General features: G+C 65.7%; 30 protein-coding genes and 1 tRNA gene. 13 read left to right on the top strand and 18 right to left on the bottom strand.

Features of this window, described 5'->3' with window-relative positions:
* Positions 1 to 23: 23 nt before the first annotated feature.
* Entirely contained in the window at positions 24 to 677 is a 654-nt protein-coding gene (locus JSQ98_RS05655) for a TetR/AcrR family transcriptional regulator (RefSeq protein ID WP_211648722.1), read from the bottom strand.
* A complete protein-coding gene (locus JSQ98_RS05650; RefSeq protein ID WP_090150544.1) occupies positions 655 to 1,230 on the bottom strand; it encodes a hypothetical protein in 576 nt (191 codons plus the stop codon). Before JSQ98_RS05650 ends, JSQ98_RS05655 begins: the two co-directional genes overlap by 23 nt.
* 182 nt (positions 1,231 to 1,412) lie before the next feature.
* Here JSQ98_RS05650 and JSQ98_RS05645 point away from each other — a divergent pair, with 182 nt between their 5' ends.
* The 5 genes from JSQ98_RS05645 to JSQ98_RS05625 all read left to right on the top strand — a co-directional run bounded on the left by JSQ98_RS05645 (position 1,413) and on the right by JSQ98_RS05625 (position 5,291).
* Positions 1,413 to 1,829, top strand: a complete 417-nt coding sequence (locus tag JSQ98_RS05645) for a DUF6098 family protein (RefSeq protein WP_249290757.1) — start codon at positions 1,413 to 1,415, stop codon at positions 1,827 to 1,829.
* A gap of 60 nt (positions 1,830 to 1,889) precedes the next feature.
* Positions 1,890 to 2,516 (top strand): hypothetical protein, encoded by a 627-nt coding sequence (locus JSQ98_RS05640; protein WP_211648721.1) that lies wholly within the window; start codon positions 1,890 to 1,892, stop codon positions 2,514 to 2,516.
* A 248-nt stretch (positions 2,517 to 2,764) separates the two neighbouring features.
* Complete coding sequence (locus JSQ98_RS05635) at positions 2,765 to 3,463, top strand: copper resistance CopC family protein (RefSeq protein ID WP_211648719.1); 699 nt, start codon at positions 2,765 to 2,767, stop codon at positions 3,461 to 3,463.
* 11 nt (positions 3,464 to 3,474) lie between these two features.
* Entirely contained in the window at positions 3,475 to 4,047 is a 573-nt protein-coding gene (locus JSQ98_RS05630) for a copper chaperone PCu(A)C (protein ID WP_211648718.1), read from the top strand.
* Positions 4,044 to 5,291, top strand: a complete 1,248-nt coding sequence (locus tag JSQ98_RS05625; RefSeq protein WP_211648717.1) for a Dyp-type peroxidase — start codon at positions 4,044 to 4,046, stop codon at positions 5,289 to 5,291. The genes JSQ98_RS05630 and JSQ98_RS05625 overlap by 4 nt, the downstream gene beginning before the upstream one ends.
* A 112-nt stretch (positions 5,292 to 5,403) precedes the next feature.
* Here the strand turns inward: JSQ98_RS05625 and JSQ98_RS05620 are convergent, their stop codons facing one another.
* Entirely contained in the window at positions 5,404 to 5,859 is a 456-nt protein-coding gene (locus JSQ98_RS05620) for a VOC family protein (protein ID WP_211648716.1), read from the bottom strand.
* 143 nt (positions 5,860 to 6,002) lie between these two features.
* On the opposite strand from JSQ98_RS05620, the gene JSQ98_RS05615 reads away from it, so the two are divergent.
* Positions 6,003 to 6,212, top strand: a complete 210-nt coding sequence (locus JSQ98_RS05615; protein WP_090150513.1) for an antitoxin — start codon at positions 6,003 to 6,005, stop codon at positions 6,210 to 6,212.
* Between the two features lie 79 nt (positions 6,213 to 6,291).
* Here the strand turns inward: JSQ98_RS05615 and JSQ98_RS05610 are convergent, their stop codons facing one another.
* The 7 genes from JSQ98_RS05610 to JSQ98_RS05580 form a co-directional block, all read right to left on the bottom strand.
* Entirely contained in the window at positions 6,292 to 6,501 is a 210-nt protein-coding gene (locus JSQ98_RS05610) for a helix-turn-helix transcriptional regulator (RefSeq protein ID WP_090150509.1), read from the bottom strand.
* On the bottom strand, positions 6,498 to 6,977 hold the full coding sequence (locus JSQ98_RS05605; RefSeq protein WP_211648715.1) for a hypothetical protein: 480 nt from the start codon (positions 6,975 to 6,977) through the stop codon (positions 6,498 to 6,500). The genes JSQ98_RS05610 and JSQ98_RS05605 overlap by 4 nt, the downstream gene beginning before the upstream one ends.
* Positions 6,978 to 7,103: 126 nt before the next feature.
* Entirely contained in the window at positions 7,104 to 7,364 is a 261-nt protein-coding gene (locus JSQ98_RS05600) for a hypothetical protein (RefSeq protein WP_090150503.1), read from the bottom strand.
* 114 nt (positions 7,365 to 7,478) lie between these two features.
* On the bottom strand, positions 7,479 to 7,826 hold the full coding sequence (locus tag JSQ98_RS05595; protein ID WP_211648714.1) for an antibiotic biosynthesis monooxygenase family protein: 348 nt from the start codon (positions 7,824 to 7,826) through the stop codon (positions 7,479 to 7,481).
* A complete protein-coding gene (locus JSQ98_RS05590) occupies positions 7,823 to 8,728 on the bottom strand; it encodes an EamA family transporter (RefSeq protein WP_249290756.1) in 906 nt (301 codons plus the stop codon). The genes JSQ98_RS05595 and JSQ98_RS05590 overlap by 4 nt, the downstream gene beginning before the upstream one ends.
* Positions 8,725 to 9,450 (bottom strand): B3/B4 domain-containing protein, encoded by a 726-nt coding sequence (locus JSQ98_RS05585; protein WP_249290754.1) that lies wholly within the window; start codon positions 9,448 to 9,450, stop codon positions 8,725 to 8,727. The genes JSQ98_RS05590 and JSQ98_RS05585 overlap by 4 nt, the downstream gene beginning before the upstream one ends.
* Complete coding sequence (locus JSQ98_RS05580; protein WP_211648713.1) at positions 9,443 to 10,048, bottom strand: helix-turn-helix domain-containing protein; 606 nt, start codon at positions 10,046 to 10,048, stop codon at positions 9,443 to 9,445. Before JSQ98_RS05580 ends, JSQ98_RS05585 begins: the two co-directional genes overlap by 8 nt.
* A 157-nt stretch (positions 10,049 to 10,205) precedes the next feature.
* On the opposite strand from JSQ98_RS05580, the gene JSQ98_RS05575 reads away from it, so the two are divergent.
* From JSQ98_RS05575 to JSQ98_RS05565, 3 genes are all read left to right on the top strand, one after another.
* Positions 10,206 to 10,679, top strand: coding sequence for a transporter substrate-binding domain-containing protein (locus JSQ98_RS05575; RefSeq protein ID WP_211648711.1), 474 nt, complete (start codon positions 10,206 to 10,208; stop codon positions 10,677 to 10,679).
* Positions 10,676 to 11,674, top strand: a complete 999-nt coding sequence (locus JSQ98_RS05570; RefSeq protein ID WP_211648709.1) for a cation efflux transmembrane domain-containing protein — start codon at positions 10,676 to 10,678, stop codon at positions 11,672 to 11,674. The genes JSQ98_RS05575 and JSQ98_RS05570 overlap by 4 nt, the downstream gene beginning before the upstream one ends.
* A 70-nt stretch (positions 11,675 to 11,744) precedes the next feature.
* Positions 11,745 to 12,278, top strand: coding sequence for a GNAT family N-acetyltransferase (locus JSQ98_RS05565; RefSeq protein ID WP_211648708.1), 534 nt, complete (start codon positions 11,745 to 11,747; stop codon positions 12,276 to 12,278).
* Here JSQ98_RS05565 and JSQ98_RS05560 read toward each other — a convergent pair.
* Positions 12,275 to 13,027 carry an SDR family NAD(P)-dependent oxidoreductase gene (locus tag JSQ98_RS05560; RefSeq protein ID WP_211648707.1) on the bottom strand — a complete coding sequence of 251 codons (753 nt, stop codon included), beginning with the start codon at positions 13,025 to 13,027 and terminating at the stop codon, positions 12,275 to 12,277. The two genes, JSQ98_RS05565 and JSQ98_RS05560, sit on opposite strands and share 4 nt — an antisense overlap.
* A 148-nt stretch (positions 13,028 to 13,175) precedes the next feature.
* Here JSQ98_RS05560 and JSQ98_RS05555 point away from each other — a divergent pair, with 148 nt between their 5' ends.
* Positions 13,176 to 14,273 (top strand): N-formylglutamate amidohydrolase, encoded by a 1,098-nt coding sequence (locus JSQ98_RS05555; RefSeq protein WP_211648706.1) that lies wholly within the window; start codon positions 13,176 to 13,178, stop codon positions 14,271 to 14,273.
* 24 nt (positions 14,274 to 14,297) lie between these two features.
* On the opposite strand, the gene JSQ98_RS05550 is transcribed toward JSQ98_RS05555, so the two are convergent.
* The 4 genes from JSQ98_RS05550 to JSQ98_RS05535 all read right to left on the bottom strand — a co-directional run bounded on the left by JSQ98_RS05550 (position 14,298) and on the right by JSQ98_RS05535 (position 17,613).
* Entirely contained in the window at positions 14,298 to 15,641 is a 1,344-nt protein-coding gene (locus tag JSQ98_RS05550; RefSeq protein ID WP_211648705.1) for an anaerobic C4-dicarboxylate transporter, read from the bottom strand.
* 154 nt (positions 15,642 to 15,795) lie between these two features.
* Positions 15,796 to 16,200 (bottom strand): hypothetical protein, encoded by a 405-nt coding sequence (locus tag JSQ98_RS05545; RefSeq protein ID WP_211648704.1) that lies wholly within the window; start codon positions 16,198 to 16,200, stop codon positions 15,796 to 15,798.
* Positions 16,201 to 16,269: 69 nt separating this feature from the next.
* A complete protein-coding gene (locus tag JSQ98_RS05540) occupies positions 16,270 to 16,680 on the bottom strand; it encodes a hypothetical protein (protein WP_211648703.1) in 411 nt (136 codons plus the stop codon).
* 483 nt (positions 16,681 to 17,163) lie between these two features.
* Positions 17,164 to 17,613, bottom strand: coding sequence for an SRPBCC family protein (locus JSQ98_RS05535; protein ID WP_211648702.1), 450 nt, complete (start codon positions 17,611 to 17,613; stop codon positions 17,164 to 17,166).
* 105 nt (positions 17,614 to 17,718) lie between these two features.
* Between JSQ98_RS05535 and JSQ98_RS05530 the strand changes: the two genes are divergently transcribed.
* Complete coding sequence (locus tag JSQ98_RS05530; RefSeq protein WP_211648700.1) at positions 17,719 to 18,183, top strand: hypothetical protein; 465 nt, start codon at positions 17,719 to 17,721, stop codon at positions 18,181 to 18,183.
* 97 nt (positions 18,184 to 18,280) lie between these two features.
* Here the strand turns inward: JSQ98_RS05530 and JSQ98_RS05525 are convergent, their stop codons facing one another.
* Positions 18,281 to 18,550, bottom strand: coding sequence for a cysteine hydrolase family protein (locus tag JSQ98_RS05525; protein WP_346728722.1), 270 nt, complete (start codon positions 18,548 to 18,550; stop codon positions 18,281 to 18,283).
* Positions 18,551 to 18,711: 161 nt separating this feature from the next.
* Positions 18,712 to 18,784 (bottom strand) — tRNA-Arg (locus JSQ98_RS05520).
* A gap of 98 nt (positions 18,785 to 18,882) precedes the next feature.
* On the opposite strand from JSQ98_RS05520, the gene argS reads away from it, so the two are divergent.
* Entirely contained in the window at positions 18,883 to 20,553 is a 1,671-nt protein-coding gene (argS, locus tag JSQ98_RS05515) for an arginine--tRNA ligase (RefSeq protein WP_200331581.1), read from the top strand.
* A 13-nt stretch (positions 20,554 to 20,566) separates the two neighbouring features.
* Entirely contained in the window at positions 20,567 to 21,334 is a 768-nt protein-coding gene (locus JSQ98_RS05510; RefSeq protein WP_211648699.1) for an LmeA family phospholipid-binding protein, read from the top strand.
* A gap of 1 nt (position 21,335) precedes the next feature.
* Here the strand turns inward: JSQ98_RS05510 and JSQ98_RS05505 are convergent, their stop codons facing one another.
* Entirely contained in the window at positions 21,336 to 22,772 is a 1,437-nt protein-coding gene (locus JSQ98_RS05505) for a PucR family transcriptional regulator (RefSeq protein ID WP_211648698.1), read from the bottom strand.
* Positions 22,773 to 22,892: the final 120 nt, after the last annotated feature.

Here is a 22,892-nt window from a genome sequence, read left to right as displayed (position 1 = left end):
ACGAAGAGCCGCGGGAGAGAAGATTACCGCTTCTCGTCAGACGACGCGCGCGTCTGCGATCGCTCGGCTGCTCCACCGGTTCGATGAGGCGGCGGCAGGGCGAGCTCGTCGAGATGATGCGTGACCGTGTCGAGGGCATGCTGCGGCGCTTCCGCATCTCCGTCCCAGAGCCCGAGCATTGCGACTCCGTCGAGGAGTGCCCGCAATCGCCGCGCTTCGAACGCGGCGTCGCGATGAGCGTGGAACAAGCGCGCACCGACGAGGATCCCGATGGCGGCGACGCACGCGCGGTCGACCGCGGCGCTGAGCCGTTGCGCCGCGGGACGCAGCGCCTGGTCGGTGAGCGCGAGCACGCCGAGTTGCACCTGCGCGACGAACTCGAGGCGGCGCACCCCGTCCAGGGGGAGGAGTTGCGCGAGCAGCGCCTCCGCGAGCTCACGGCCCGAGAGGTCGAGGGCGGCGATTCTGGCCGTCGCGCGCTCCTCGATCAGTTCGAAGCAGTACTCGCGGAGGTCTTGCTGCGTCGGGAAGATCCTGCGCAGCGACGCGGGTGCGAGTCCGGTTTCGGCGGCGACTCCTCGTACTGAGAGGCTCGCGAGACCGTCGCGCTCGAGGATTCGCAGTGCAGCTCCGGCGATCTCCGCGGTACGCGCCTCAGTGTCGATTCTGCGGGGCATGGGTGTCAGCGTAGTGCGGAGGCAGCGTTGCGGGCGCTTTCGGCCAGAACGTGTAGCTCACCGCCCACACGAGATCGATCGCGAAGATGATGCCGAGGATGCTGAAATACCCGGAGAGCGCCTCGGTGCGTCGAGGGTCGTCGACGAGCGCGATGATCGCTCCGAGGATCACGGCGGCGACGGTCACGGCTGCGGCGGTCGTCAGCACGTCTCTCCAGCATTTGAGCGTGTAACGCAGCCCGGTCAGCTTCTCGGGGGGCGGGCCGTCGGCGAACCGGTGCTTGAATCGCGCGTCGGCCCAGGCGACCATGCGCTTGCCGTAAGCGACCGAGATGCCGATGTAGATCGCTGCGAGCCCGTGCTGCCACGAGGCGGTGCCCCCGCCGAGGAGGTCGAAAGTGACCAGGGCGAGCAGGATCACGTCGATGACAGGAGCGACGATCAGCAACGCCGCACCGAGCCCCGGGCGGCGGAAGAGATAGCGTGCCGAGAGACCGGCGATGATCGCCAGCCAGAAAGCGACCTCGCAGATCACGATCGCGGTCAGGATCATTCGTCTCCTCCATCTATAGCGCTGTTCTTCGTTTGAGTACAACTGTACTCAAAAAAAGGCCATCGCGTCGGGCCCTATCGCAGGTGCTGAGAAACGGTCTGCGCGGCAGGCGCAACATGCACAGGGGAAGGCGCTCGAGGAGACCATTGCGAGGCGCTTCTCCGGCAGCTATGAATGAGCGCATGAACGACATGCACCTGCTCACATTGGCGAGCCTCACCGACCTCGTGCGTTCGCACCCGGGCCTGCACGTGCGCTACTCGGAAGGACCGGAGCATGACGCAGCGCAGCGCAGCATCGACACCGAGAGCGGGCTCGAACTCCCCGGCCTCTCAGTGAACCCGCTCGATGCCGAGCAGTGGTGGACCCGGCCCCTGGAGGACTGGCTGTCGAGGCAGCTCTGTCAGTACAGCCACCTCGCCGAGAAGAACCCCGACCGCTACGCCTGGATTCTGCGCGGAACCCACGTAGGGCGAGGCCCTGACTGCGAGCCGTTGATCCGCGACGTTCACGCGGTCGCCACCCTCGACGATGAGCTCATCAGAGAAGCTCACGCCCACTACCGCACCCGTTTCGATGCCGGTCACGGTCCGGAGTGAGGGCCGGGCGCACGGCGGCGTCTGCGCACCATCGCTTCGATGATCTGAGAGAATCGATGCATGTCGTCGACTCGCTCCCGCATCGCCGCGCGCGGCGTCGCGGCGGCGGCGGTGTCGACCTTGGTCGCCCTGCTCTCCCACGTCGTCGTCGGCGGTGGTGCCGTGCCTGGCGCGATGGGAATCCTCGCGCCGCTCGTGCTCTCCACGTTGGTCTGCGTCGCACTCGCGGGGCGCACGCTCTCCCTCCCGCGTCTCTCGCTTTCAGTCGCCGCGAGCCAATTCCTGTTCCACGCACTGTTCGTGCTGGGCGCATCGCGGACGAGTGAGACGACGACGAATGCACTGCCGCATCACGCCCACGGCTTGACGGGCTCCGCCGCTGCACCCGCGATGCCCAGCGCTCATCTGGCGCACGCGGGCACGAGCATGTGGATCGCGCACGTGTGCGCTGGAGCGCTCACGGTGGCAGCGTTGTACTGCGCGGAGTCGGTGCTCGCGTCGATGGCGGTGCTCACCCGTCTGATCGTGTCGCGACTGCTTCCCGTTGCTCCCGCCACCGGCAGCCGAATCTCCGCAGCTCCGTCGCCCGCCGTCGTTCCGGACATCGCGTCGACGCTGCTTCCGCTCGGCGTGTATCCCTCGGTGACCGCCCGTCGTGGCCCACCCGTTCCCGTGCTGTTCCGCTGATCCACTCCGCCGACGCTCCGTCGCTGTGCTTCGCGCGCCTCATCGCTGCGCTGGGAGACCGCAGCCGCAGCGAATCGGGGAGTACCGTGCACCCGGAATCGTCGCGCCCGCCGCTGTGACGGCTCGCCCTCGAACGAACCGGTGCACGCGTTCCTGAACGCGCTGCTGTCTCAGACCGCACCATCGTGCGGTCGAGAACGGTGCCGCCTTCTTCGATGACCCCTGCCATCACCCGATGAGGCTCAGCCATGACCCCTACACCGTCCACTCGCCCGCCGACCACCCCGGCCCGTTCACCCCGCCGAATGCTCACGCGCCTCACGACGCTGGCGTTCGCAGCGCTGGTGATGATGCTGGGGAGTGCGAACCCCGCGTGCGCGCACGACCAATTGCTCTCCAGCGAGCCCGCCCAAGCAGCCGTGCTCGCTTCGTCCCCCGCGCAGGTCGCGCTCGAGTTCTCGGACAACGTTCTGACCGTCGGCGCCGTCATTCTGGTCGTCGATCAGGGCGGCAAGGATTGGGCGGGCGGTGCGCCGACGTTGGTTGGGCCCATGGTGAGCGTGCCGATCAACGGCTCGCTCCCCGACGGCTCGTACGAAGCGCGCTGGCGAGTGGTGTCCTCCGACGGGCACCCGATCAGCGGCATCGTTCCGTTCACCGTCGGCGATGCGAAGACGGCGGAACAGACGCAGCCGGAAGAGCTTGACTCGCTCGATGCGCGCGAACCTGCGCTTCCAGCCGGCTCGGATGCGTCGGCTTCGACGAGTCTTCCGAGCGAGGCATCCGAACCATCGGACTTCGGGCGGACCATCGCAATCGGAGCGGCGGGAGCCGCAATCGCGCTGCTCGTCTTCATCGTCTGGTCACTCAGGAAACGCGGCAAGAACGCTCCGTCGGATCCGTCCTCGCGACGATCCGAATCTGCAGAAACACATGAAGCACTGTGAAAGGCACTCGTATGTATACATGCACCACTCAGAACTCTCTTCTCGCACTCACTGCCGTCGCGCTCGTCGCGCTCACCGGGTGCAGTACCGCCGCATCCAACGCTCCAGAGACCTCGGCTCCTCCGGCCGGCGAGGCCGTCGTCATGGAGGACGGCTGGGTCAAAGCCGCCGACAGCGGCATGTCGGCCGCGTTCGGCGAGCTGGAGAACACCGGCTCCGATGACGTCACCATCGTTTCGGCGAGCACGGAAGCCTCGAGCGCTCTCGAACTGCACGAAACCATCGAGAACGAGGCCGGAGAGATGATCATGCGCGAGAAGACCGACGGCTTCACCATCGAAGCAGGAGACAGCCTGTCGCTCGAACCCGGCGGCAACCATCTGATGCTCATGGATCTCACCGACCCCATCGCGGCCGGAGACGAGATCACGTTCACGCTCACCTTCTCCGACGAGTCGACGTACGAGTTCACCGTTCCGGCGAAGGACTACGCGGGCGCCAACGAGAACTACGAGGGCGACGATGCGGGCGAGCACGACATGGAGATGAGCGGGGACATGGAGATGGGCGGACACTCGGAATGACCTCGGACCGTACCCCCGACACCGGGCGGACGGGCGTCAGCCGGCGGGGGCTCCTCTTCGGAGGAGCCGTCGCCGGCCTCGGCGCGGCCGCCGCCGTCGGCGCCGACGCACTGCTCAGCCGGGCGAGGCCCGGCCGCGCGCCCGGGGTCGCGAGCGATACTGCGGCGTCGATCCACGGAGGCCACACAGTCGATTTCCATGGCGCTCACCAAGCAGGGATCACGACGACGCCTCAAGCGCACGCCACCTTCGTGGCGCTCGACCTGCACGACGGGACCGACCGGGATGCACTGCGACGGATGATGCAGATTCTCACCGAGGACGCGGCCAGGCTCACCCAGGGTGAGCCTGCTCTCGCTGACTCCGAACCGGAGCTCGGTGCAGTGCCGGCACGGCTCACGGTCACCTTCGGATTCGGGCCGGCGCTCGTCGCACGCGCAGCGGGACCGTCCGCGATTCCCGAGTGGCTCCGCCCCCTGCCGGCATTCACCATTGACCGTCTCGAACCGGGTTGGAGTGACGGGGACCTCCTCCTGCAGATCGCTTCCGACGATGCATTCACCGTCGCCCACGCAACGCGCATGCTCCTGAAAGACGCGCGGAGCTTCGCGTCAGTGCGGTGGACGCAAGTCGGCTTCCGTCGAGCGTTCGGTGCCGAGAAGCCGGGTACCACGATGCGGAACCTCTTCGGCCAGGTCGACGGCACCGCCAACCCTTCGCCCGAAGATCAAGACTTCGACCGTCTCGTATGGGCGACCGACGGATGGTTGGCGGGCGGTACCGGATTCGTGCTGCGGCGCACGCACATGGATCTCGACAAGTGGGATCGTCTCGATCGGAGCGGGCGAGAGCAATCGATGGGTCGCACGCTCGCGAACGGAGCGCCACTGACGGGCGTGCACGAACACGATGAGCCCGATTTCGACGCGAAGACGAACGTCGGGTTCCCCGTGATCCCGGAGTTCTCGCACATCCGACGAGCGCGCTCGGAGAACGCGGATGAACGGATCTTTCGTCGCGCCTACAACTACGATCATGCTCCATCCGGCGGCGAGATATCGGACAGCGGGTTGCTCTTCGTCTCGTTCCAAGCCGACGTGACCAAGCAGTTCGTGCCCATTCAGCGTCGTCTCGACGAACTCGACCTGTTGAACGAATGGACCACCCCAGTGGGTTCAGCCGTGTTCGCGATTCCTCCAGGGTGCAGCGGAGGAGGATATATCGGTGAGACGCTCCTCGGGTGAGGGGAGCCTGGACGCGTTGCAAGTTCGTTCGGGCCGGAGCCCGCGGCGTAGGTATACGTCGGGTGTCATCACAGCTGTAACGGTCCCCGGAGCGCGGCTTGTCGTAGCGCGCTCATGCAGCGGGGGTGTCGGAGCCGCGATGCAGCTCCTGGGCGAGCATGACGATGATGCCGCTCGGGCCCCGCACGTATGCCAACTTGTAGATATCGGCGTAGTTCGCGACACCTCTGAGCGGATAGCAGTCATGCGTCGCCGCGATGGCCAGGGCTTCATCGATGTCGTCGACGGCGAAGGCGACGCGATGCATCCCGACCTCATTCGGCAGCGTCGGCTCTGTCTCGATCGCCTGCGGGTGCAGATACTCGAAGAGTTCGAGTTTCCCGTGTCCGTCGGGCACGTCGAGGACCGCGATGCGTGCGCGGTTCCCGTCGAGGCCGACGGCAGTGTCGGCCCAGTCTCCGCTGATCGTGTCGCGACCGGCGAGCACCAGGCCGAGGTCCGTGAAGAACGAGATCGCCTCCTCGATGTCACGCACCGCGATCCCGATGTTCGCCAGTGTGATCGCCATGAACCGCAGTCTACGGAGAAGGATCGCGAGCGGAAAGCATGTCCTCCGAATTGAAGCCGCTGTGCGTCTGTACGTGAGCGAACCGAGCGGGCATGATGGGAAAACACCCATGGCGCTTGCCGCGGGCTCACGAAGGAGGACTCATGGGCATCGAAGATCTCACCGCGAAGGCAAAGGAATTCCTCGGTGACAGCCGCGTTTCGGAGGCGCTGCAGAGCGAGCAGGCCGAGAACGCGAGCGATAAGTTGCTCGAAAGCGTTGCCGATGCAGCGAACAAGGTCACGGGAGGCAAGTTCGAAGACCAGATCGAGAGCGCTCGCGAGTCGGCGGACAAAGCAATCGGCAACGAGTAGAGGCTCTTTCAGGCGGTCCGCTCTGCGAACCGGGCGGACCCCTGAACTGAGACGTGTCTCGCCTGCCTCGACGCGTTCGTCAGTCGTGTGAGGTGTCGGGGCCGGGGGAGAAGACATCCTCAATCGCGCACTCGAATGTCTCTGCGATTCGAAAGGCGAGAGGAAGGGACGGATCGAAGCGCCCCTTCTCGATCGAGATCACGGTCTGTCGCGACACCCCCAAGGCTTCGGCGAGGGTGTGCTGCGACCAGCCGCGATCAGAGCGGAGTGCTGACAGCCGGTTCTTCATGCGCGTCCGCGACTCCGGGCGACGGTGTAGCGGATACTCGTGCTGAGGAAGGCGAGGATCAGCACGCCGGTAAGTGCCAGTACACCGTCGATGTGCGTTCCGGTGATCGCAAGGAACGTCAGTGCGAGTCCAGTGATGGCAATGGTGTCGTGGAATGCGCCGCGCGCCGCCTCGTCGTACCACTGCGACTCCACGGACTCCTCTGGCCGCTCCAGTGCCCCCGAGAGGGTGGTGCGATCGATGATGAGCGCCCACACGAGCAGAACGTTCGGTACGAGCACGCACGCCGAGAAGATGGTCGCGAGAAGCGGCGCGGGCAGAGGGCCGCCCACGAAGCGTGCGAAGAGGAGCGCTTCGGCGACCGCCATGACGAGCCCGATCGGGGTGGCGACTGCGAGCGCCGGAAGGCGACCCGAGCCGAACCTCGTTCTGCCCCATGTGGTGCGACGGGTGGTCGAGGACGTGCTCTCGCTCATGGGGCTCCTTCGTGGCGCGTGACCTGATGTAAAGTAAGTTTTACAGGTAAAGCTCACTTGACACAAGTGGAGTGCCTACGCGGGCGCCGTCGAACTGACACGCTCTGAGCGCTGTACCGGCGGGGGTCAGTAACCCCGCACAGAGACAGAGAACTTCCAGTCGATGACTCCGCGATCCGTCATGATGAAGCACTGACTTGCGCGGGTCCACGAGGAGTTCATCGTGACGCGCTTCGTGTCGCACGCCGCCTTCGAGGTGAAGTTCGTCGGGTACAGGTACGAGTACCCCGCTGCCTGTGCGGGTGTGGCGGCGGCGAACAGGCCTCCGGCCGCGAGTGCGATTGTGGCCGCAACACCGGCCAGAGTCTTCCGAGGCTTCGTAGTCATGTGATCCAGCTCCTTCGCTCGAGTACGGTGGACAGCCAGTGTATGCAGGTCGATCGCATTGGCACCAGCGCGCGAGTGCGGAACCGGGGTGCAGCGGGGGACGATGGCTGCGACTTAGTGGCGCTGCGACTCGGGCTGATGCTCGAGGGCGAGCGCGGGGTTTCCGTAGATCGACTGCACCTCGGAGATCACGACGCGGTACTCGCCGAGCCACTCGCCGTAGCGCTGCTTCGCGAGGCGGTGCGTGTCCATGCCCATGAGCTGCTTGAGCGCATCCATGTCCGTCCAGTAATAGACCTCGGCGTGCAGTCCGGTGTCCTGGTTGTGCCAGGTCTCCTCTCCGAGAAATCCGGGGATCTCGCGGGCCCGGGAGGCGATCTCGCTGTCGATGCGGTGGAATTCATCGGTCAGGTTGGTCGTCTCGAAGATGAAGGTGGAACTGTATTTCGGTGTGACGGTCATGGTGTCTCCTGAGCAGTCGTCGGGGAATGATGGGTCGCAACCGGTGCCGTGTCTCGTCGGCCGTTCCGCTGCGATGCGGCGCCCGCGATGATGACGATCGCGATGCCGACCAGCTGCATGGGCGTCGGCGATTGCGCCAGCACGAGGAGGCCGATGAGAATGCCGAACGCGGGCTCGATGGAGAGCAGCGTGCCGAATGCGGTGTGGGTCATGCGTTTGAGGGCGAGCATTTCGAGACCGAATGCGATGACCGGTGTGATGAGCGCGATCCCGGCCGCTGCTGCCAGCACCCACCAGGAGAACTCGCCACCGACCACCTGCGGGAGACCGATCGGCAGTGTCGCGAGTGCCGCGATCGGAATGGTGAGCGACAGCCCGGAGATTCCGGAGAAACGGTCCCCGACGTGCTGAGTGAGCACGTTGTACAGTGCCCAGCATGCTCCGGCTGCCGCGGCGAAACCGACACCGGCGAGGTCGATGCTTCCGTGCCAGGGCTCAGTCAGCAGCACCACGCCGATGAGCGCCAAGAGTGGCCAGGCGAGGGCCTTGCGCTGCGTGCTCATGACGCCGGCGACAGTGAGCGGTCCGAGGAACTCGATGGCGACGGCGGTGCCGAGGGGAATGCGGTCGACGGCGGCGAGGAAGAACGCAGTCATGAACCCGGTCACCACACCGAGGGCGACGAGGGCGGGAAGATCGCGGGCGCGGAGCGAACGGATCGCCGGGCGGGCGATCATCCAGAGGAATGCCGCACCGAAACACATGCGGAGCCACGCGGTGCCGGCCGGGCCGACCTGATCGATCACCGGCACGGACAGAGCATTCGACAGCTGCACGGCCAGCATAGCTGCGACGGCCATCGACCACGCCGGAATGCCCTTGGGTGTGCGCGGCGCATTCATGCAGCCACCAGCCGTTTCGAGACCTGTACGTTCCCCGTACCGCTCGACAGGGCCTCGACGAGAGCGTCGCCGGCGGCATGCAGCGCCTCGTCGGAGACGGGCGCGAGGGCGTCGAGGATGAAGAGTGCCGTGCGGGTGTCGTTGGAGAGGCTCGTGCGTCGGCCCTGTCGCCAGTTCCAGCGACGGCAGGTCACACCAGCGGCGTCGCACCACACGACTTCGCCCGGCTCCGGGTGTTCGAGGATCGTCTCGCCATTCACGACGGTGTCGAACGTTTCCGTGCCCGCGGCGCGCATCAGCCTCGCCGGACCCTGGTAGCGGTCGAGATCCTCTCCGCCGAGCGGAATCTGATGCAAGACCGAGATCGCGTTGGAGATGTCGGTGAGTGCATTCACGCGAGGCAGGGCGAGCTCGGCGCGGCGTGTGAGTGCCTCGAGGCTGTTTCTGGTGCGCTGCGGTTTCGCACCGAAGGCGCGGTACGCGTCTCTCCAGGACGCGACGTGCGGCAGCTCATCTGCCGAGCGTTCTGCGAGCAGACCCTGCGCACGCGTCTCGGCCGCAGACACGAGTGCGTCGACGGCATCAGCGTTGTGGTCGAACGCGTCTGCGGCACTGCCGTCGACCACGAGCAGCAGCGCACGGTAGTCCGGCCGCAGGAGAAGCACGTCGGGATCGACGGCGCACGCGTCCAGGAATGCGGCGGCGTTCATCGTCTCAGTCATGAGCGGACTCCTCTCGGTGTGCGGATCCGACACCCGGTTCGAATACCGTGAGCGAGAACCGGGTGGTAGCGCTCGTCGAATTCACGTAGGCGTGGACCACGTCACCTCGGAAGGTCAGAGCATCCCCGGTCGCCAGGTCGTACGTGATCCCATCCGCTTCGACGGCGAGTGCACCTTCTTGCACGTGCAGCAACTCGCGGGTTCCCGCCGTGTGGGCTTCGCTGTCGTGGCGCTCATGCGGCGCCAGCGTCCAATCCCAGAGTTCGACGACGTCCGGCGGCTCCGTGCCGGCGACGAGCACCGCCCGTCCGCCGGATTCGCCGTTCCACAGCACCGCGCCCTGGCCGTTGCGCGTGTGTCTCGCCGTGCGCGGAGACGGGGGTTCGACGAGGTCTGGCAGACCAACGCCGAGCGCGTCCGACAAGCGCAACAGTGTGCCGATACTGGGGTTCACCGCACCCTGTTCGACGTTCACGAGCATACGACGGCTCACTCCGGCGAACTCGGCGAGTTGATCGAGCGTCCAACTCCGACCGTTTCGCTCCTGCTTGACGCGCGCACCGATCACCCGCGCCAAGGACTCTGCAGTCACATCCATACAGTGCATCTTAGTGCCCTAGTCGGGCAAAGATGCGACCTGGGCCCATCAGTGTCCCGGATCAGTCGACCTCGGCGTATCGGACGCATCGACTAGGCCGAACCGGCGCGCGGCGCAACGAGTTGAGACCGCGGGATGAATCTGAATATGGTCGGGTATGCGCAGATTTCTGAGCCTGGCGGCGGTCGCCTGCCTGGCACTCCTCACGGGCTGTTCATCCACGGTTCCCGCCGATCCGGAGGGGACGCTCGAGCGCGCCACCAACGGAACGCTCCGCGTCGGCGTCTCCGACAGTCCGCCCTGGGTCGAGACGTTCGACGATGCGAGCCCGGCCGGCACCGAACCGGAGCTCGTGCAGACGTTCGCCGAGCGCATCGATGCCGATATCGAATGGACGGAGAATGGCGAGGAGCAGCTGTTCAAGGCCCTCGAACGCGGCGAACTCGATATCGTCATCGGTGGACTGACCGACGAGACTCCGTGGATCGATTACGGGGCTCTGACGGTTCCCTATGCTGAGCAAGAGCGCGACGGCATCGTTGAGAAGCACGTGATGGCCGTTCGCATGGGAGAGAACGCGCTGCTCGTGGCCCTCGAAGAGTTCCTGCTGGCCGAGGGGGCGACACCGTGACGACGCACTTCGGGCGCACCGAACTTCCTCCGGCGCAGGAGGCCGCACTTCGTCGTGCGATCCGCTTCGAGTGGTACACGCTCGCATTCCTCGCGGTCGCGATCACCCTCGTGTTCCTCGTCATGGGGAGCTCGCAGGCGATGAAGGCGGCCTGGATCGAAGACCTCCTATCGCTCGCTCCACCCATCGCGTTTCTGCTCGCAGTGCGCATGGTGAACAAGCGCCCGAGGGAGAAGTACCCGTACGGATTCCACCGAAGCGTCGGCGTCGCCCATCTCGTCGCCGGCGTCGCGCTGTTCGCGATGGGAGCCTTTCTCATCGTCGACTCGCTGACCGGCCTGGTCAGCGGGGAGCATCCTCCCATCGGCACGATCGTGCTGTTCGGTCAGCCGATCTGGCTCGGATGGCTCATGATTGCCGTGATGGCGCTCACCATTCCGCTCCCCATCTACTTCGGTCGCGTGAAGATGCAGCTCGCCCGAGAACTGCACGACAAAGTGCTCTACGCCGACGCCGACATGAACAAGGCGGATTGGATGACCGCCGCGGGTTCGATCGTGGGTGTCGCCGGCATCGGGATCGGTCTGTGGTGGGCGGACGCGGCGGCCGCGCTCTTCATCGCCGGCAGCATTCTCTGGGACGGCATGAAGAACATGCGGGCCGCGATCACCGACTTGATGGACACGCGGGCGACCACCTTCGACGACGACGAGCCGCATCCGGTCGCCCAGAAAGTCGACGCGTACCTGCGAGGCCTTCCGTGGACGAGCGAGGTGGGATCCCGAGTGCGCGATCAGGGACATGTGTTCCACGTCGAAGCATTCATCGTGCCCCAGCCGGACGAGTCGCCCACGCTGCGCCAGCTGATGGAGGCGCGGGACGGGTGCATCGACATCGACTGGAAGGTGCAAGACATCGTGCTCGTTCCCATCGACGAGCTCCCCGAAGAGGTCGGCGGTTCGCGCGACGTGCGCCAATCCGAGCGCAACAAGTGAGCGCGCGTCGAGGGCTGGGTGAGCGCCTCGGCATCACCGTCGCAGACTGAAGAAGCCGTACGCTGGGCACATGGTCCTCAGTATCCGCTTCGCGCATTCTCCGGATCTGTCTGAGATCGAGAAGGTCGAGAACGCGGCGGATCAGCTCCTCATCGATCTGCTGCGACCCGAACGCTGGGAACCGGCGCCAACGGGGGAGAGCCGGATTCGCGAGCCGGGGTACATACTGGTGGCCGAAACCGGACACGCAGCGGTCGCCGGGTTCGTGCACGTGCTGGAGATCGAGGACGGCTGCCATCTGGAGCAGCTCTCAGTCGCTCCTGCGTACACGAGGCAGGGCATCGGGCGTGCGCTCGTCGCCGCTGCGATGCGCGAGGCGGCCGAACGGGGCTACCCCACGATGTCGCTGCGCACGTACGCCGGCGTACCCTGGAACGCGCCGTTCTACCAAACGATGGGATTCGCCGAGCGAGATCCCGCGACACCGTTCCAGCGGGCACTTGTCGCCGTCGAAGAGTCGCTCGACCTCGACCGCTACGGTCGGCGGGTGCTCATGATCGCGGTGCCCTCCGAAGACTCGGAGGGCACCGCGCATCGAACTTAGACGGCCGTGTATCCGCCGTCGATGAGGTAGTAGGCCCCGGTGACGAACGAGGCGTCGTCTGAGAGCAGGAACCGCACGACCTTCGCGATCTCCTCGGAGCGACCGAGGCGTCCGAGGGGGTGCTTGGCGATGAGGCCGTCCTTCACCTCGGACGGGGCTCCGGCGAGGAGCGGCGTGTCGATGTAGCCGGGGCCGACGGCATTGATGCGGAGGCCGGCCTGGCCGTACTCGGCTGCAGCGTTCTTCGTCAGTCCGACAACCGCATGCTTCGTAGCGGTGTACGCGGAGTTGCCGGGTGCCGCGACGGCGCCGTGGATGGACGCCATGTTGACGATCGCACCCTCGCTCGCTCCCGCCTCCAGAATGGCCGGGATCTGGTAGCGGAGACCGTACGCGACTCCGCTGAGGTTGATCCCCACCACGGTGTCCCACCCGTCGATGTCGAGTTCGCCAGTCGGTGCCGAGGGTCCGCCGATGCCAGCGTTGTTGAATGCGTAGTTGAGCTTGCCGTATGTCTCGACGGCGAACTCCACCGCCTTGCGGCTGTCCTCAGAGTTCGCGGTGTCGCCCTGGATCGCCACCGCGGTCCCGTCGGCGGCCGTGATCTCGTCGGCGACGCGCTGAGCCGCGTCGAGCTTGATGTCCGTGATGACGACCTTCACGCCGTGCGCGGCAAGCTCCTTCGCGGTGGCCTCTCCAATGCCGGATCCGCCACCCGTAACGATCGCAACCTTGTCTGCAAATGCCATGTGTTGCTCCTCTACGTCCCGATCCACGGACCGCCTGCGCGTCGGATCGCGAGACTGTGTTCGCCCGCGTGGATCGCTGCCTCCAGCTTAACCGCGATCCCGCACCCCCCATCTAGTCAGCGAACAACCGCGGGGATACCCTGGGCAGATGACCGCCAGTGACCTCGATCTCATCCCGGCCGGCACCGTGTACACGCCGGAGCAGATCACCCACTACGCCGACCCCGACACCCGAACCCTGGAACAGGCGGTCGTCGAAGCCGATGTGCTGGTGAGCGCTCCGCATGCGGGTGCGGCGATCCCCGAGGAGGTCGCCGAGTTCCTCTCACCGGAGCTCACGCGTCGCCTCCAGTACGATTTCAGCGACGTGTCGACGGCGGCGGTGGTGCGGCGATGGGCCGAGATCGATCCGCGAATCGTCGCTGTGGTGAACCCGCATCCGAGACTCGTGCGGGATCCGAATCGCCCGAAGCCCTCAGACATCCGCGCCGACCTCACGACGGCGATCGAGCGCGTGCGCAAGGCGGGACCGTGGCAGCGGGTCGACCTCACGGGTGTCGACGCGATACGACCCGTCACCTTCTCGTTCTTTCCGATTCTTCAGATTCCCGAGACCGATGCCGAGGTGCAGCGGCTGGTCGAGGCGTTCGACTCGGCTGCTGAGCAGGGACTCGGCGTCTACGAGCGCACCCGCGACGAGCTCACCGACCTCTTCCTGGCCCACGGGCTCGCGCACGGCGGATCCTTCACCCGATTGTCGTTCCACGACACGATGAACACGACGACGACGCGGGAGGGCGCCGTGTCGGTGCCGCGCGCCGAGCAGGACCGCCTCCCGGCCATCGTCGCCCTCTCGAATCGGGGCGACCATGACGGAGAGGAGCGCGATCCTGAAGATCCGCCCACGATGCGGCCCGAGGCGCTGCGAGATCTCGCTGCTGCCCATCGCGAAGGCTTCGAGAGTGCTGACCCGGCTGCCGTGCTCTTGAATCAGCCGTACCTCGGCAGCCAGGAGATCCGTGCCGACGGTGCGAAGTTCCGTCTGCTCGCGCAGGATGCGGGGGAGGCGGGCTTGCAGTTGGGAGCGGTGCAGGCGGAGTTTCTGCGGGAGTTCTTACTCGGCACCGCGGCGACGGAGATCTTGCACGAGCCGGGAACCGAGTGGGTCACCGAGAACCGGGAGCACATCGACGCCCTCGCCTACGCGTGCAAGCGCTCCTGGGACGCGTTCCGAGACGTGCAATAGCGCGCTCTGGTCATTGAATCGCCGCTACCCACCCCACAGCGCCCCGAAGGCGGCTCCCGCAGCGATCGTCGTGGCCGCGAGCACGAGTGTCGGGACGAAGAACGAGTGGTCGACCAGCTTTGAGCCGAGCTTCGTGCTGCCGGAAGCATCGAAGTTCGCAGCCGCGATCTGCGAACCGTTCGTCGGGAGCAGATAGATGCCGGCAAATGCTCCTGCCCACATGCCTGAGAGCAGCCCCAGTGGAATGCCGGCTGCGAGGCCGATCGGCACGATGGTCCGTGTCGCCGTCGACTGGCTCGTCGTGAGGACGCACACGAGGAAGACGCCGAGCGCGAAGATCCAGGGGACGGCCGTCACAAGACCGCCGACCCCACCGGCGATGAGCTCGGTGTGCGCTCCGAGGAATGTGTCCGTCAGCCACGCGAGACCGAACAGAGCGATCGCCGACACCATGCCCGCCTTGAAGACCGTCATCGTCGGAATCTCCGACACCTTCGGGCGTGAGATCAGCAGGATCAACGTGCCAGCGACGAACATGACGATCTCGATGATCGGTGTCATCGCGATCGGATCACCCGCCGCGTCGAGCGGGCGAAGTCCTTTGAAGAGGCCGAAGACGACGATCGCTGCGACTCCCAGCAGGAAGATGGTCGCCGCGTTGCGGCCGGCGGTGGTCACCGTCACCTCGGCGCGCACCGCCTGAGCGTTGGCCTGGGGAGCCGCGATGTCGCCCGCTGCAATCTTCGCCTGGATCTCGGGATCGTCGGCGATGTCCTTGCCGAGTCGATTCACCACGATGCTGGAGAGCACGATGCCCACGACAGCAGCGGGAATGGTCACCTTCAGGATGTCGACGAGTTCGAAGTTCCAAGGCGCAGTATCGGTGAGGGTGACCATCGCCGCCATCGCCGCGGAGACCGGGCTGCAGGCGAGTGCCACGCCAGTGGCTACCACCGACAACGACAACGGCCGTGATGGCCGAATCCCGTTGCGATATGCGAGATCCTGAATCACCGGAAGCAACGGGTAGAGGATGTTCGATGTGCCGGCGCCCACTGAGAAGAGGAATGAGACGAGTGGTGCGACGAGCGTGATTTGCTTCGGGTTCTTCTCGATGAGTTTCGCCGCGATGGAGACCATCCAGTCGATGCCGCCCGCCGACTGCATCATGGATGACGCGAGCACGACGACGAGCACGATCAGCAATGCATCGACGGGCGGGTTGCCGGGTGCGAGCCGGAAGACGAAGACGAGGATCGCGACCCCCGTGCCACCCCACAGTCCGAGACCGACGCCGCTGGAGCGGGTGCCCATCACGATGCAGCCGAGCACCACCAAGAGTTGGGAGATGAACAGCACGGTTTCCATCGCAACCCCTACCTCGGCGCGCGGGTACGCGCCCTTGTGGGTCAGCGTACTGAGCGGAGAGGGAGTCTGGCCAGACTCTCATCAGAATTGGGCGACCAGAATCCATCGAGCCGGTGCCCCATGCTCTGTCGGCCGATGCATGAACGGCCGGACGCTAGTCGTTGAAGACTGCGTACCAGTCCGCCTCGTTGCTCGCCGTGACGTACACGTCGGCGCCTGGGAGTAGGTCGACCTCGGCGAACGCGCGCTCACCGCATGAGACCTCGACGTCAGCGACGACCTGCCACCCGGAAGACACCTCCAGGACCACCGAGTCCGCGTTTCGACACGCGGCACCCATCGAATACGAGCCTCCTGCGTCGAGCACGAACTGGACGGCTTTCCCCTCACGGCCTGATACGGCAGGGGCTCCGGGTGTTCTCGTGAGCTCGGGCCGGACGTCGTCTCCCCAGAGCTCGAAGGAGGCCTGGTCAGAACCTGCGGTGCATCCGGCGAGTATGAGCAGCATGCTCATACTCGCCGCAGCGGTGAGGATCGGGCGGCGCCGGGTTCGCTGCATGAGCCTATTGTCCCATGCGTGCCGTCACGCGAGCGCCTGGATATCGGTACTGCCGATCTCGTCGTATATTCAGTCGGGCAGGATCGGAGTGATCTGGACGGCGATCTCCTCGGCGATCTGGTCGACCGAATGCGAGACGTTGGCGGCGGCGGACATGGTGAGAAACATGATGGCCGAGATGATACGGGCGAGAGCCCTGGCACGGTCGATGGTGATGCCTGAGTTGCTCGCGATGACCTCCATGACGAGTTCTTCAGTCTGAGCGGTGAGAGCGAGCGCCTCGCGATGGTGCGGTTCGTCGGGATCGCCGAAGACGATCTCTCGGAGGTAGGTCCAGTTTCGTGCTTCGCCCGGGGATGCCGACAGTTCACGACCGATTCCAGACGTGCAGACAAGTAGCACGCCGATCGACGACCATAATAACCCCATCAGGTTTGCGTTTCGCGATGGGCGCGGTTTGCCTGTTCCCTCGTCGGTCATGATCCCACCGTACGCACATGCGATGGTTTTTGGTGGGTGTCCAAGCTCTATCGGGCCCCTGGTGCAATCGCGAGTTCAGTGCGATGCATGACCGCAAACTTGCTGCAGCACCTGTGCCCGAACCGACTGAGGCAGCACGCCCACGAGGGGACTGACCTGCGGAGATCATTGCCTCGTTCACCGGCTGTCAATGCACCGGCTGCGACCGCCTCCGGTCCTCGATCGACCGCACATTCCCACTCACGGACCCAGCCCTGAGCGAGCTTCGCCCGAGGACGACGGTTGAACCGGTTGATATTCGTGCGGATCTTCTCTTCTGCCGCGGGCCAATCACGCCGCAGATAGGGCAGGACAGCGCGGTGGAGCTCATAGCTCAGCTCCACTTCTCGGCGCATTGCCGCGTCTGCCATGACGTCATAATACGATCTGGTTCATACATTTCGCACAAACCATTGGAAACGAGACGCGCAGGTTTCGAGCCACTTATCGGTCGATGCTCTGAAGAAACGAATTCCGCTGTTCGATGAGTTTGCGCATGTACTTGGCGAGAACAAGATGCTCGACTACCTGGCCGAGAAAACCCAGAGGTGCCGCGAACGACACCCGGTCAATCATAATTGTGCCTTTTCCGTGCGGGCGGAATTCGTGCTCGTGGGTGAAGTAGCGGAACGGCCCGCGGGTTTGTTCATCTGTGAAACTTCGCGGTGGGCTCATCGCGGTGATTCGACTCGTCATTTGCAGGGGAAGCCCAAAGTGCCATGCGCGCCAGGTGACGTCCTCGTGGAGGCCGATGAGGCCACTTCGGACGCCACCGACTACCGTCTCCCGGAACACTGACATCGAATCCGTGTGAGCGCTGACGTCCCGTGCGAGATCAAACAGTCGTTCCGGCGCCAACACCGAATCGGTGGCGCATTCGAAGGAGACCGACATGTCGCACAACTTATCAGCGTGACACCGGCTGGCCCGTACCGCACGTTCGATCCCCAGACTACGAGGTGCTTTCGCGCAATGCCGTTGAGCGTATCGGATGCGCCTATGGGCGGCAACAGATTGCGTGAGTACCCCGTGCACTGGAGCCTGCTGGCCATCGTGTTGCTTCTCGTTCTCTCGATGATCGGCACATATGTCGCGGTGCACAACGTGAACAACGCCTCAGCACAGCAGCTTGAAGCACGGTTGCAGGAGATTCCGCTTCCTCCCGACACTAAGCTGGTCGACTCGGGATGGGCCGCGCAGCGGCTTGCCGGCGCCGGAAACGGGATGCAATATGCCGGAGCGCTTCTCATTCGCAGTGAACTCGGCCCTGCCGAGCTTGAAGAGTTCTACGATGAGCACGGAAGTGATGGGTACGTCATCGCGACGAACGATGAACGTCTCGGACGTGTCTCCCTGATTTTCGACGCAGAACACGACCTGGCTCAACCCGGCCTCTTCATGATCGTTTCCTCAGATGAACCCCAGGGTGGGTCGATCCGGCAGCTCGATCTCCGAGGTCATTGAGCTTTGCGAGTGCCGATAATCCCCGGACCCGATGCAAGGTTATGCACTCAAAGTTGCATGGCGAGGTGTGTCATGCAACTTTACGAGAGCAGACGGGTTACCTGCCGTGCCGGCCAGAAAGCCAGCCGCGCTTCTTCTTCGTCAGTTTCGCCGCAATCTGGTCGAGGCAGGGGAGGATCTCTTCGGGGCTCTCCGAATTCGTGTACCGCTTCCGAATGCTCTGCAGCGCGTTCTGATGCCACTCGGGGCTCATCGCCCCCATCGCGTCGTCGACCAGGGTGAGCCGGGAGCCGAGATCAGTGAGATCTCGAGCTGATGCGCTCACGCACTGGTCCGTGTAGAAACCCGTCATGATGACGTTCTGCACTCCGAGATTTCAGGGCCTCGATGACATGAAGGCCGTCGCCGCTGCCTGAGATACGACAGTCGGTTACCTGATCGGTGAGACCGACGACGATCGTCGCCCCGAGCATCTCCGGAGCATGAAAAAGGCTCCCACCGCTGATGCGATGGAAGCCAGTGTTGCAGTGCCCCCGGAGGGAATCGAACCCCCGACCTACGGTACCGGAAACCGGCGCTCTATCCCCTGAGCTACGGAGGCGAGCATGTGCAACCCCACCAGCCTAGCGCAATTATCGGGCCGCTTCGCACCCGTGCCGTGGACCGGGCACCTCGGTGCGCCGAGTAGAATCGATCTCTGTGACGCCTCAAGAACTCTCCCAAGCTCTCGCTGATATTCTCGCCGACCTCGTCGCCGCTCGCGGTTCCGACATCTCGGTCACGGTGCAAGACACGCAGGTGGAGCGACCGAAGAATCGGGACCACGGAGACTGGGCGTCGAACGTCGCGATGAAGTTCGCGAAGCGCGTTGGGGCGAACCCGCGCGAGCTCGCTGAGGAGATCGTGGGGCGCGCCCTCGAGATCGACGGCATCGCGAAGGCCGAGGTCGCAGGCCCCGGTTTCATCAACCTCACGCTGGACGCGGCGAGCGCGGGCGAGACGGCTCGCCGCGTCGTCGAGCAGGGCGAGAACTACGGCCGCACCGATACCCTCGCGGGTCAGAACATCAATCTCGAGTTCGTCTCGGCGAATCCGACCGGCCCCCTCCATATGGGCCATACCCGCTGGGCGGCACTCGGCGATTCGACCGCTCGCGTGCTGCGCGCGGCCGGTGCACGGGTGACGAGCGAGTACTACATCAACGATGCCGGATCGCAGATGAATAAGTTCGGGCGTTCCGTCTTCGCTGCGGTGCTCGGCGAGCCGGCCCCGGAAGACGCGTACCCCGGCGCCTACATCCAGGAGCTCGGGCGCAAGGTGCGCGAGCAGCTGCCGCACATCGTGGAGCTCGCCACGAGCGATCGCGCGCGCGCTCTCGAGGAAGTGCAGGAGGCCGCCTACCAGATTCAGCTCGCGGAGATCAAGGATTCGCTCGAGCGCTTCAACGTGCACTTCGACGTCTTCTTCTCGGAGCGGTCGCTGCACGAGGACGGGCCTGACGGATCGCCGAGCCCGATCTCCTCCGCCGTCGACCGGCTGCGCGAGCAGGGGTACGTCTTCGAGGAAGACGATGCGATCTGGGTGCGCACGACCGCCTTCGGCGATGACAAGGACCGAGTCTTCACGCGCGGCAACGGGATCTACACGTACTTCGCCGCCGACGCCGCCTACTACCTGTCGAAGATGGACCGCGGGTTCGGCGAGAAGATCTATCTGCTCGGCGCAGATCACCACGGGTACATCGGTCGCTTGACCGCGATCGCGGGTGCGGCGGGCGACAACATCGAGACCGACATCTCGGTGCTCATCGGCCAGCTGGTCAACCTCGACGGAGCCCGGCTCTCGAAGCGAGCCGGCAACATCATCGAACTCGACGACCTGCTCGAGTGGCTCGGCTCCGACGCCCTGCGCTACTGGCTCGCGCGATACCCGGCTGATTCGCCACTGTCGCTCGACGGCGAGAAGGTGCGGAGCCGCACGAACGACAACCCCGTGTTCTACGTGCAGTACGCCCATGCGCGCACGTGCGCCGTCGATCGCAACGCCGAAGCGGCGGGCATCGACCGGAGCGCCTTCGCGCCGGAGCTCCTGACGCACGCGACCGAGACCGACCTGCTCGGCAAGCTGCAGCAGTACCCGGGCATCGTCGCCGGTGCCGCAGAGCTGCGCGAACCGCATCGCGTCGCCCGCTACCTCGAAGAGCTCGCCGCCGCCTACCACCGCTGGTACGACAACTGCCGCGTGATCCCGCTCGGAGACGAGCCGGTCGAAGATCTGCACCGCACCCGTCTGTGGCTGAACGATGCCGCCGGCCAGGTGCTCCGCAACGGCCTCGACCTCTTGGGCGTCTCTGCGCCCGAGCGGCTCTGACCCAGGAGCCGTCGTGAGTGCGGAGCGGAACGGGTCCCGCTGGTGGACCAAGCTGATCATCGTGATCGTCGTCGTCGGGCTGCTCGCAGGTGCGGCCGAGCTGGCGCTCCGGCTGATCATTCCGGGAGTGGTCGCCGGCGCAGTGCGCTCGCAGCTGGACCTCACCGACGACCATCCGGTCGACGTGGCGCTGGGGGGATCCGCCCTGCTCAACGCGTTCCGCGGCGGAGTGGGTGATGTGACCGTCGACGTGCCGGACGCCCCGCTCGTCGAAGGGGTGCAGGCCGATGCCGCGCTGCACGCAGATCTGGTGCCGTTCAACCCGACTTCGGGTGAGATCTCGGATGGGGTGGTTGAGCTTCGCCTCGACAAGGAGCAGCTCGGACCGGTCATCGAGACCGTCACTCAGGGGGTCGCTCAGTCGGGCGAGGTCCGCGACGGCGAACTCGTCGTCGGGCGTGCGCTCGAAGCATTCGGGCAGCAGGTCAACCTCTCCGCGCGATTGAGCGTTGAGGCCGTGGACGGTGCGGTCGAGATCAACCCACTCGGGCTGCAGGCGGCGGGATTCGATTTCTCGGCGGAGCAACTCGCGCAGGCGACGGGAACACTGCTCGACCCGATTCTGCAGCCGCAGACCGTTTGCATCGCCGACCAACTCCCAGCCGGAGTCACGCTGACCGATATCGTGCTCTCGAGCACGGGAATGGTGACGATACGAGCGGACCTCGCGCCCGGCATCCTGTCGGATCCCGATCAGCGGGAGAAGGGCACCTGCGGCTGAGTCAGAGCCCGTATTCGCGCAGCGCGAGCCACGCGACGGCGCGATCGTCGGCGCGTTCGAGCGCGAGGCCGGTGAGAGCCTCGACGCGCCGAATGCGCGCGACCAGCGTCTGTCGGTGAATGCCGAGACGTGCAGCGCTGGCGCGGTGGGCGCCGTTCTCTGCGAGGAATACGCGGAGGGTGCGGGCGAGATCGCCGCTCGCGCCCGAGGGCTGGACGAGCGGTTCGAGGAGTCCGGCGAGCTGCCCCTGTGCTGCGGCTCCGAGCGCGGAGAGGACGAGTTCGACGGATGGCAGTTCGGCGTATCTCACCCCGGGCCGGCCGTCTTCGAGCGCGGCATCGAGCGCTTGATGAGCTTGCGTCGCGGTGCGCGACAGCGCGCCAACCGGAGCGGGGTCGCCGACGCCGATGTGCACGCGCATCCCCGCCACCGGGCTGAACGAACGAACTCGGTCGAGCAGTCCGGCCGCGAGATCATCGCGCACGAACCCGCGAATGTGCCCGTGGTCGGCTGCGAACACGTGTTCGGCGCCCAGCTCGTCGAACCAGCGGCGGAGCAGTCGCTCGAGGTCGATCGTGCGCGTTCGTGTACCCACCTCGAACGCTGTGAGCGTGCGCTCGTGCACGCCCCATCGATGGAGCAGCGCCTCGGCGCGCTGGCCGCCGTCGACGAGGATGTCGATGAGCGCGCCGCGGCCCAGGTGCTCGGTCAGCGTGGGATCGTGGCTGCGCAACAGCAGATCGAAGAGCGCCGCTGCGAGCGACGAGAGATCGCGTGCGTGGCTCGTTCGGCTCGAGCGGGTCGCGATCACGAGCGATCCCGCGAGATCCTGCTCCGAACCCACGCGGTGCAGTTGCAGCCCGTCGTGACGCACGCGTACGGGGCGCCCGAGCGCGAACGCCGCCGCGTCCGACACGTGGAGTCTTCCGGCTCCGGCACTCGCGATGACCTGGCCGTGCGCATCGAGGAGCACCGCCCACCCGTCGATGCGGCGCGCGAGTTCGGCGATGACCGCGGTCACGCCGCCACGCCGGGCGACCTGCGTGAGTACGTTCATTCCCGCCGTCACGAGACGGTCGGCTGCAGCGCGGTCATCCGCGATGAGCGCGAGCAGGCTGCTGTGCAGTGCGGTGCCGGAGAGGCGGGTCCCGAGGATCGCCGTCATGCCGTGACGAGCGAGGGTCGACCGGAGCTCGGCGTCGTCCTCCGGTGAGACGAACACCGCGCCCGGCAGCGCGTTCGAGGCCGGACCCGGTGTCGTGAGCGCGGTGAGGAGGACCTCGCGGTCACCCGTCACGAGTGTCGCGTAATCGGGATTGCCGATCACGACCAACGCCTCGACATGGGCGACGCCGTCGACGGGGGTGCGCTCCGGCAGGCGGGCCGTCACGCAGGTGCCGCCGACGGCGCGCCTGACGGCGGAGAGATCAAGAGCCACAGGAGGAGCGTACCAAGTGTCGATGACGCGATCGAGAAATCGACACCTGGTGCGATGACAGGCACCCGATCGGGTCCGTAGCATCCTTACGTCGCCGGCGTGGTCGAACCTGTGCACCGC

The sequence above is a fragment of the Leucobacter manosquensis genome (assembly GCF_018304845.1).
Lineage (GTDB): Bacteria > Actinomycetota > Actinomycetes > Actinomycetales > Microbacteriaceae > Leucobacter > Leucobacter alluvii.
Note: the sequence above shows the minus strand (reverse complement) of the source record. Positions and strands in the feature narration are given on the sequence as shown.

Excerpts from the sequence above, each read along its gene's own strand:
- JSQ98_RS05535 (WP_211648702.1), bottom strand. The coding sequence starts at position 17,613 with ATGTCGGTCTCCTTCGAATGCGCCACCGATTCGGTGTTGGCGCCGGAA.
- JSQ98_RS05620 (WP_211648716.1), bottom strand. The coding sequence starts at position 5,859 with ATGGCGATCACACTGGCGAACATCGGGATCGCGGTGCGTGACATCGAG.
- JSQ98_RS05530 (WP_211648700.1), top strand. The coding sequence starts at position 17,719 with ATGGGCGGCAACAGATTGCGTGAGTACCCCGTGCACTGGAGCCTGCTG.
- JSQ98_RS05565 (WP_211648708.1), top strand. The coding sequence starts at position 11,745 with ATGGTCCTCAGTATCCGCTTCGCGCATTCTCCGGATCTGTCTGAGATC.
- JSQ98_RS05635 (WP_211648719.1), top strand. The coding sequence starts at position 2,765 with ATGACCCCTACACCGTCCACTCGCCCGCCGACCACCCCGGCCCGTTCA.
- JSQ98_RS05575 (WP_211648711.1), top strand. The coding sequence starts at position 10,206 with ATGCGCAGATTTCTGAGCCTGGCGGCGGTCGCCTGCCTGGCACTCCTC.
- JSQ98_RS05540 (WP_211648703.1), bottom strand. The coding sequence starts at position 16,680 with ATGACCGACGAGGGAACAGGCAAACCGCGCCCATCGCGAAACGCAAAC.
- JSQ98_RS05650 (WP_090150544.1), bottom strand. The coding sequence starts at position 1,230 with ATGATCCTGACCGCGATCGTGATCTGCGAGGTCGCTTTCTGGCTGGCG.
- JSQ98_RS05610 (WP_090150509.1), bottom strand. The coding sequence starts at position 6,501 with ATGAAGAACCGGCTGTCAGCACTCCGCTCTGATCGCGGCTGGTCGCAG.
- JSQ98_RS05605 (WP_211648715.1), bottom strand. The coding sequence starts at position 6,977 with ATGAGCGAGAGCACGTCCTCGACCACCCGTCGCACCACATGGGGCAGA.
- JSQ98_RS05655 (WP_211648722.1), bottom strand. The coding sequence starts at position 677 with ATGCCCCGCAGAATCGACACTGAGGCGCGTACCGCGGAGATCGCCGGA.
- JSQ98_RS05555 (WP_211648706.1), top strand. The coding sequence starts at position 13,176 with ATGACCGCCAGTGACCTCGATCTCATCCCGGCCGGCACCGTGTACACG.
- JSQ98_RS05545 (WP_211648704.1), bottom strand. The coding sequence starts at position 16,200 with ATGCAGCGAACCCGGCGCCGCCCGATCCTCACCGCTGCGGCGAGTATG.
- JSQ98_RS05625 (WP_211648717.1), top strand. The coding sequence starts at position 4,044 with ATGACCTCGGACCGTACCCCCGACACCGGGCGGACGGGCGTCAGCCGG.
- JSQ98_RS05630 (WP_211648718.1), top strand. The coding sequence starts at position 3,475 with ATGTATACATGCACCACTCAGAACTCTCTTCTCGCACTCACTGCCGTC.
- JSQ98_RS05560 (WP_211648707.1), bottom strand. The coding sequence starts at position 13,027 with ATGGCATTTGCAGACAAGGTTGCGATCGTTACGGGTGGCGGATCCGGC.
- JSQ98_RS05585 (WP_249290754.1), bottom strand. The coding sequence starts at position 9,450 with ATGACTGAGACGATGAACGCCGCCGCATTCCTGGACGCGTGCGCCGTC.
- JSQ98_RS05645 (WP_249290757.1), top strand. The coding sequence starts at position 1,413 with ATGAACGACATGCACCTGCTCACATTGGCGAGCCTCACCGACCTCGTG.
- JSQ98_RS05640 (WP_211648721.1), top strand. The coding sequence starts at position 1,890 with ATGTCGTCGACTCGCTCCCGCATCGCCGCGCGCGGCGTCGCGGCGGCG.
- JSQ98_RS05550 (WP_211648705.1), bottom strand. The coding sequence starts at position 15,641 with ATGGAAACCGTGCTGTTCATCTCCCAACTCTTGGTGGTGCTCGGCTGC.
- JSQ98_RS05590 (WP_249290756.1), bottom strand. The coding sequence starts at position 8,728 with ATGAATGCGCCGCGCACACCCAAGGGCATTCCGGCGTGGTCGATGGCC.
- JSQ98_RS05615 (WP_090150513.1), top strand. The coding sequence starts at position 6,003 with ATGGGCATCGAAGATCTCACCGCGAAGGCAAAGGAATTCCTCGGTGAC.
- JSQ98_RS05580 (WP_211648713.1), bottom strand. The coding sequence starts at position 10,048 with ATGGATGTGACTGCAGAGTCCTTGGCGCGGGTGATCGGTGCGCGCGTC.
- JSQ98_RS05600 (WP_090150503.1), bottom strand. The coding sequence starts at position 7,364 with ATGACTACGAAGCCTCGGAAGACTCTGGCCGGTGTTGCGGCCACAATC.
- JSQ98_RS05595 (WP_211648714.1), bottom strand. The coding sequence starts at position 7,826 with ATGACCGTCACACCGAAATACAGTTCCACCTTCATCTTCGAGACGACC.